Origin of the sequence: Mesorhizobium sp. M1E.F.Ca.ET.063.01.1.1, from assembly GCF_003998155.1 — a bacterium.
Lineage (GTDB): Bacteria > Pseudomonadota > Alphaproteobacteria > Rhizobiales > Rhizobiaceae > Mesorhizobium.
Genome location: NZ_RZSC01000051.1, coordinates 12,232 through 17,905 on the forward strand (window position 1 = coordinate 12,232; position 5,674 = coordinate 17,905).

Consider the following 5,674-nt stretch of genomic DNA (forward strand, 5'->3'; position numbering starts at 1 on the left):
CGATTCCAGCGCCCGCCGGTACCTTCGATATCGTGCTTTCCAGCGGCTGGCCGGGCGTGATGCTGCACGAGGCGGTCGGCCACGGGCTGGAAGGCGACTTCAACCGCAAGAAGACGTCGGCCTTTGCCGGCCTGATGGGCCAGCAGGTTGCGGCAAAGGGTGTCACCGTGGTCGATGACGGCACGATCGCCGAGCGGCGCGGCTCGCTGACCGTCGACGACGAAGGCACGCCTTCGGCGCGCAACGTGCTGATCGAAGACGGCATACTGGTCGGCTACATGCAGGACCGCCAGAACGCCCGCCTGATGGGCATGAAGGCGACCGGCAACGGCCGGCGCGAGGGTTATGCGCATCAGCCGATGCCGCGCATGACCAACACCTACATGACCTCGGGCGACACGCCGCCGGAAGAGATCATCGCCTCGGTCAAGAACGGCATCTACGCCGTCTCCTTCGGCGGCGGCCAGGTCGACATCACCTCGGGCAAATTCGTGTTCGGCTGCACCGAGGCCTATTTGATCGAGAACGGCAAGGTGACGCAGCCGATCAAGGGCGCGATGCTGATCGGCAACGGCCCCGACGCCATGCACCGCGTCAGCATGGTCGGCAACGACATGAAGCTCGACAACGGCATCGGCATGTGCGGCAAGGCCGGACAGGGCGTGCCGGTCGGCGTCGGCCAGCCGCATCTGAGGATGAACCAGATGACGGTGGGCGGCACAAGGGTTTGAGGACGCTCAATCCGGCAGGCTTGAACAGCACCCGCAGCTAGAGTATCTTACCTTTGTCTTACACACGGTAAGCTTACGATGGCTGGTGCCGAAAAACTCATAACCACCGTCTCGACCAAGGGACAAGTGATCCTCCCCAGCGCGATCCGGAAACGGAGGGACTGGGGCGCCGGCACGCGTCTGCAGGTCGAAGACACACCCGAGGGTGTTCTTCTGAAACCAGCGCCGGCCTTTACCCCGACGCGGCCGGAAGACGTGTTTGGTGTGCTGCCGCACAGCGGCAAGCCGAAGACACTGGAAGAGATGGACGCGAGCGTCCTTGCTGAAGCGCGGCGGCGCCATGCTCGCGATTGATACCAACCTTGTCGTCAGATACCTGACGAACGACCATCCCGAACAGTCCCCGGGATCCCGGCGGCTGATCGATGGTCAAGCTGTGTTTGTCGCCGTCACCGTGATCCTGGAGGCTGAGTGGGTGCTGCGCAGCGCCTATGGCTACGGCCAGGCCGAAGTCGTCAGGGCGCTGCGGGCGTTCGGCGGGCTTTCCACAGTGGAGATGGAAGAGGCCGCGCTTGTCTCCTCCGCGCTTGACCTGGCTGAGGCAGGGATGGACTTCGCGGATGCGCTGCATCTCGGCAAGTCTGCGCATTGCTCGGGGTTTGCGACCTTCGACCGCAAACTCATCAAAGCTGCTCGGGCTGCGGGGCATAGTGGCGTGCAAGAGGCGTAGCTACCCGCCGGATGCGAACACGATCGTGTTAGCAAATTATTAAATGTTCAATTGCTTGGGCCGCCGTTTCCGCATTAACTTGGCAGCAATCTTCTCGTTGCGGTGGTGTTGGCAGTGCAGCGTTCCCTTGGCGTCCTGACCTCTTCTTTCCTCCTTGGCCTTTTCTCGTTGATCGGCGCCACGTCGCTGTCTGTCGACCCGGGGGCGGCGCAGTCGACCTTGTTCAAGCGGCCATCGACGCAGCCCTCCGCGGACGGGGTTCGCTCCGTCTCGGTTGGAGGGCGCACCAGCGTTCCCTACGGCTGGCTCGATTTCTGCCATCGCCGGCCGAAAGAGTGCAAGGTGCCTGCCCTGCAGGCCGCGAACGTCAAGCTGACCGCGCAGAACATGCGCACCCTCAAGCGCATAAACCAGAAGGCGAACCGCGCCATCAAGCCCGTCAGCAACTACGATCACTGGGGCACGATGATGGACCACTGGGACTATCCGGTGGATGGCAAGGGCGACTGCAAGATCTACGCGCTCTACAAGCGCAAGCTTCTCCTGGAGGCAGGATTTCCGCGGCAAGCGCTGCTGATGACGGTGGTGCGCGACCTGAACAATGAAGGGCACACGATCCTGACGGTGAAGACCGACAAGGGCGATCTCGTCCTCGACAATCTGGTCGACGAAGTCCGGCCCTGGAACGCGACCGGCTATTATTTCCTGAAACGCCAGTCGCAGCAGAACCCGAACATCTGGGTGTCGATCAACCAGCGCGGCGGCACGCCGAAAACCTGACGAATGCCGCCGGGCTCGTGGACTGAGCGGCCTGCCGGAACTGTACGCTTTCGAGGGCTGCTATCGCGCAATTGGCGGCGGAAACCATTACACACTTTTCCTGGCACTGCTCCCCGCCGCGACAGCCTACTGCTTGCAGGCCGGTTCGCCCTCCTGTCCGCAAGACGGTTTCTTCTTGAACTGCTGCTGCGGCTGCGGCTGCTGCTGCGGGAGACGCCGCTCTTGCATCTGTGGTCTCGGCTGGGCGCGGAATTCCGGCTTCGGCTCTGATCTTTGCGGCCGGAGCATCTGCTCGCTCGGCCTTTCCTGCCTGAACTGGCGCTGCGCATTCTCGTTCGGCCTGTTGACCTTGAAGTTGCGCTGGACGTCGACCCCCGCGCCGCCGGAACCTTCTTCGTTCTGCAGCCTGCGGAACTTCCTGCTCCGGTCGTTCCCGCCGGCCGAGCCCTGATTTTCGTCGGAGAACACGGACGGATTGTTCCTCCTTAGCCGCTTCTGAATGCTCGGCCCGTTGTCGGCCGGCTCACCGTTGACGGTCGGCAGCCTGCGGAACTTCCTGTTCTTCACGTTCCCGTCGACCGAGCCCTGGCTCTGGTCGAAGAACATGTCCGGATTGTTCCTCCTAAGCCGCTTCTGCACGCTCGGCCCATTGTCGGCCGGCTCGCCGTTGACGGTCGGCAGTCTGCGGAACTTCCTGCTCTTATTGTCGCGGTTGGCCGAGCCCTGATCGCCCGGTTCGACAATGGACTGGCCGGCGGACAAATCCCTGCGCGTCAGCTTCTTGGGTTTGCCGGACGGTATGTTCGGATTGTTCTTCCCGAATCTCTGCTGGGCGCTCTGGCCATTGTCGGCCGGCATGCCGTTGACGGTGGGCAGCCTGCGCAATTTCTTGCCCTTCTGCTGACCGCTGCCCTGCTCTCCGGTCGCGGCGCCGGGATTTCCCGTCGCCTCCTGGTTGCCGCCTACAATGCCTTGCTTGCCGAACTGCTTCCTGGACTTGTTGCCTGGCAAATTCCGGCCGTCGAGCACCGGTTTGCCGTTGACGAGCGGCAGCGTTTTGCCATCGGCTCCCGGCAAGGCGTGGTCGGTTGAGAGCTTGCGGGTTTTGGACTGGGTTTCCGACAGCGGAGTCGTGGCACCAGGCTGCTGACCCTGGATAGCGCGCTGGCCGGGCTTCAGCGGCAAGCCGCTCTGCTCCTGATTGAACTGGGCGCGACCGGTCGCGGCCGCCCTCTTTTTCAGCACCGGCGGTAGCGCGACCCTGGCCGCCAGCGCCGCACCGGTGCCGACGGCAGCTCCAGTCATTTTCTGGCGAGTGGTGAGGCCGCCCTCGGCATTGCCGCTTGGCTGTACGGCCTGATTGGTGATCTCGTTGTTGATCACCGTGTTATTTATGACCGTCGCGTTGTGGATGTTGTTGAAGATGATGTTGTCCCGCGGCGGCACGATGTCATGCGGCGGCCTGACCCATACGGGCACGGGCACGAAGACCGGCACCGGCAAAACAAAGACCTCGACCGGCGGCCGCGGCGGCGGCAGCACGATGAAATCCGGCGGCGGTGGCGGCAGGAAGATGATTGTGACCGGCGGCGGCGGTTCGAAGTCGAAATCGGGGTCGTCGAAATAGAGCACCGGGCGATCGACATAGACGATCTCCTCCGCCGGTGGCGGTGGCACATCGTGGATGATGACGGTGAAGCTTGGCGGCGGCTCGAGCTCGGCATCGAAATGTCTCAGCCGGCGCCGCGCGTCCCAGGCATGCGGCCCGTGCGGATAGCGCTCGAGGTAGGACCAGTAGGCTTCCGGCGTGTCCTCCATCCAGGTTTCACGCCAGGTGATCGCCTCCCGCCGCGCGGCGATGATGGCGCGCACCCGCTTGGCCATCGGATCGTGCGGATAAGCGACCAGGAAATCCTGGTAGCCGCGCAGCGTATCGCGGTCGAGCGCCGCGACATAGGCGTCGCGGGCATCAAAGTCGCGAATTTCCCTTGTCCGGTTGGCTTGGGATTCGGCCTCGGAAACCTTGGGTGCCGGCGCATCCGGCGCGCGGTCGAAGAAGACGAAGGGCGCGCTGATCTTCGAGGCGTCCCAAGGCACCTCGGCGCCTTCCGTCACCTCGTTGACGCGCAGGCGCGTGCGGTCGAACACATCCTCGAGCGGCAGGCCGCCCTCGCGCATCATCTCGGCCAGTGCCTGGGCATAGGCGCCGTAAGGTCCCTTGCCCTCCGGCGCGACGGTACCCGGCGCGGCATTGAAGGCAATCAGCATGTTCGGGTCGGGATCGACCAGCGCGAGGCCGCCGGCCAGCGGCTGTTTCGTCTGCGGGAAGGCATTCGGCCGCGCCGCGTCAAGCACCACGATGTTGACCTTCGTCGGCAGCGCGGCAAGCGGCTGGGTGAGGTCGGAGACCCGAATGGCCTGGATCGGCACATCGGCGGGATTGGCGATGTTGGCGTCGACCGGCAGGAAATAGTTCTCGCCTTCGAACTGGGCGCCGTGGCCGGCAAGGTAGACGAAAACGACCGCGTCGGGGCCGGCGGCCGAAACCTTGGCAAGGAAATCGCGGAAGGCGCCGCGCAGCGATTCCTGGTCGACATCGCGCGCCCCGACCACGTCGAACCCGGCCGCTTGCAAGGTCTGTCCGATCAGCCCGGCGTCATTCGCCGGGGTCGCCAGTTCGCCTGACGAATACGCGGCGTTGCCGATGACGAAGGCGAGGCGTTTTTGCTCTTGCGCAAACACTCCCGTCGCGGACGCGACGGTCAGTACGATGAGAACGACGATGAAGCCGATGAATTTCTGAAGCGTTTGCATCGCAATCCGCCGTCCGTTGTCCGCCATCCGTTCGAAACATTAACGCCGGGGAGGCAGGAATGTTTCCCTACAGCGCGAAATTAAGACCCCGCAAAAAGGCGGCTTTAGGGCGCAATTTCGTCGAAAGAACAGAGGCTTCACAAAACGTCCTGTGGACCCGGTTGTGGACTACCGGCGTCGCCTCGGCTTCTCCAGCAGCGCGACCGCCTCGACATGCGGCGACCACAGGAACTGATCGATCGGCGTCACGCTCCTCAACTGATAGCCGCCGTCGAGGAGGATGCGCAGATCGCGCGCCAGCGTCACCGGATTGCAGGACACGGCCGCGACCAGCGGCACGTCCGAGCGGGCGATCTGCTTCGACTGGTCCTCCGCGCCGGCGCGCGGCGGATCGAAGACGAGGCCATCGAAGCCATTCAATTCCTTGAAGGTCAGCGGCCGACGGAAGAGGTCGCGGCGCTCGCTGGTCACCCGCTTCAGGCCGCTGGCGAAGCGGAAGGCGCGGTCGAGCGCCGCAAGCGCCGGCGCGTCGCCCTCCACGGCATGAACCTCGGACCTGGCCGCGAGCCTGAGCGCGAAGCTGCCGCAGCCGGCGAAGAGGTCGGCGACCTTTTTGGCC

Annotated in this window: 5 protein-coding genes and 1 pseudogene; 4 read left to right on the top strand and 2 right to left on the bottom strand. The window is 64.1% G+C overall.

Features of this window, described 5'->3' with window-relative positions:
* The 4 genes from EOA29_RS42870 to EOA29_RS06970 all read left to right on the top strand — a co-directional run.
* The coding region (locus EOA29_RS42870; RefSeq protein WP_245468430.1) for a metallopeptidase TldD-related protein at positions 1-731 on the top strand (731 nt) is incomplete at its 5' end.
* 78 nt (positions 732-809) lie between these two features.
* Positions 810-1,085: an AbrB/MazE/SpoVT family DNA-binding domain-containing protein gene (locus EOA29_RS06960; RefSeq protein WP_126095239.1), complete on the top strand. Its 276-nt coding sequence runs from the start codon at positions 810-812 to the stop codon at positions 1,083-1,085.
* The gene (locus EOA29_RS06965) at positions 1,072-1,461 is read left to right on the top strand and encodes a type II toxin-antitoxin system VapC family toxin (RefSeq protein ID WP_127220621.1); all 390 of its coding nucleotides are present in this window, start codon (positions 1,072-1,074) and stop codon (positions 1,459-1,461) included. The genes EOA29_RS06960 and EOA29_RS06965 overlap by 14 nt, the downstream gene beginning before the upstream one ends.
* A 114-nt stretch (positions 1,462-1,575) precedes the next feature.
* The gene (locus EOA29_RS06970; RefSeq protein WP_189434830.1) at positions 1,576-2,241 is read left to right on the top strand and encodes a transglutaminase-like cysteine peptidase; all 666 of its coding nucleotides are present in this window, start codon (positions 1,576-1,578) and stop codon (positions 2,239-2,241) included.
* A 126-nt stretch (positions 2,242-2,367) separates the two neighbouring features.
* Here the strand turns inward: EOA29_RS06970 and EOA29_RS06975 are convergent, their stop codons facing one another.
* Together EOA29_RS06975 and EOA29_RS06980 are read right to left on the bottom strand one after the other, a co-directional pair.
* Positions 2,368-5,055, bottom strand: coding sequence for a caspase family protein (locus EOA29_RS06975; protein WP_127220617.1), 2,688 nt, complete (start codon positions 5,053-5,055; stop codon positions 2,368-2,370).
* Between the two features lie 168 nt (positions 5,056-5,223).
* A pseudogene (locus EOA29_RS06980) lies at positions 5,224-5,674 on the bottom strand (class I SAM-dependent RNA methyltransferase); the annotation flags it as partial.

Excerpts from the sequence above, each read along its gene's own strand:
- EOA29_RS06975 (WP_127220617.1), bottom strand. The coding sequence starts at position 5,055 with ATGCAAACGCTTCAGAAATTCATCGGCTTCATCGTCGTTCTCATCGTA.
- EOA29_RS06960 (WP_126095239.1), top strand. The coding sequence starts at position 810 with ATGGCTGGTGCCGAAAAACTCATAACCACCGTCTCGACCAAGGGACAA.
- EOA29_RS06965 (WP_127220621.1), top strand. The coding sequence starts at position 1,072 with ATGCTCGCGATTGATACCAACCTTGTCGTCAGATACCTGACGAACGAC.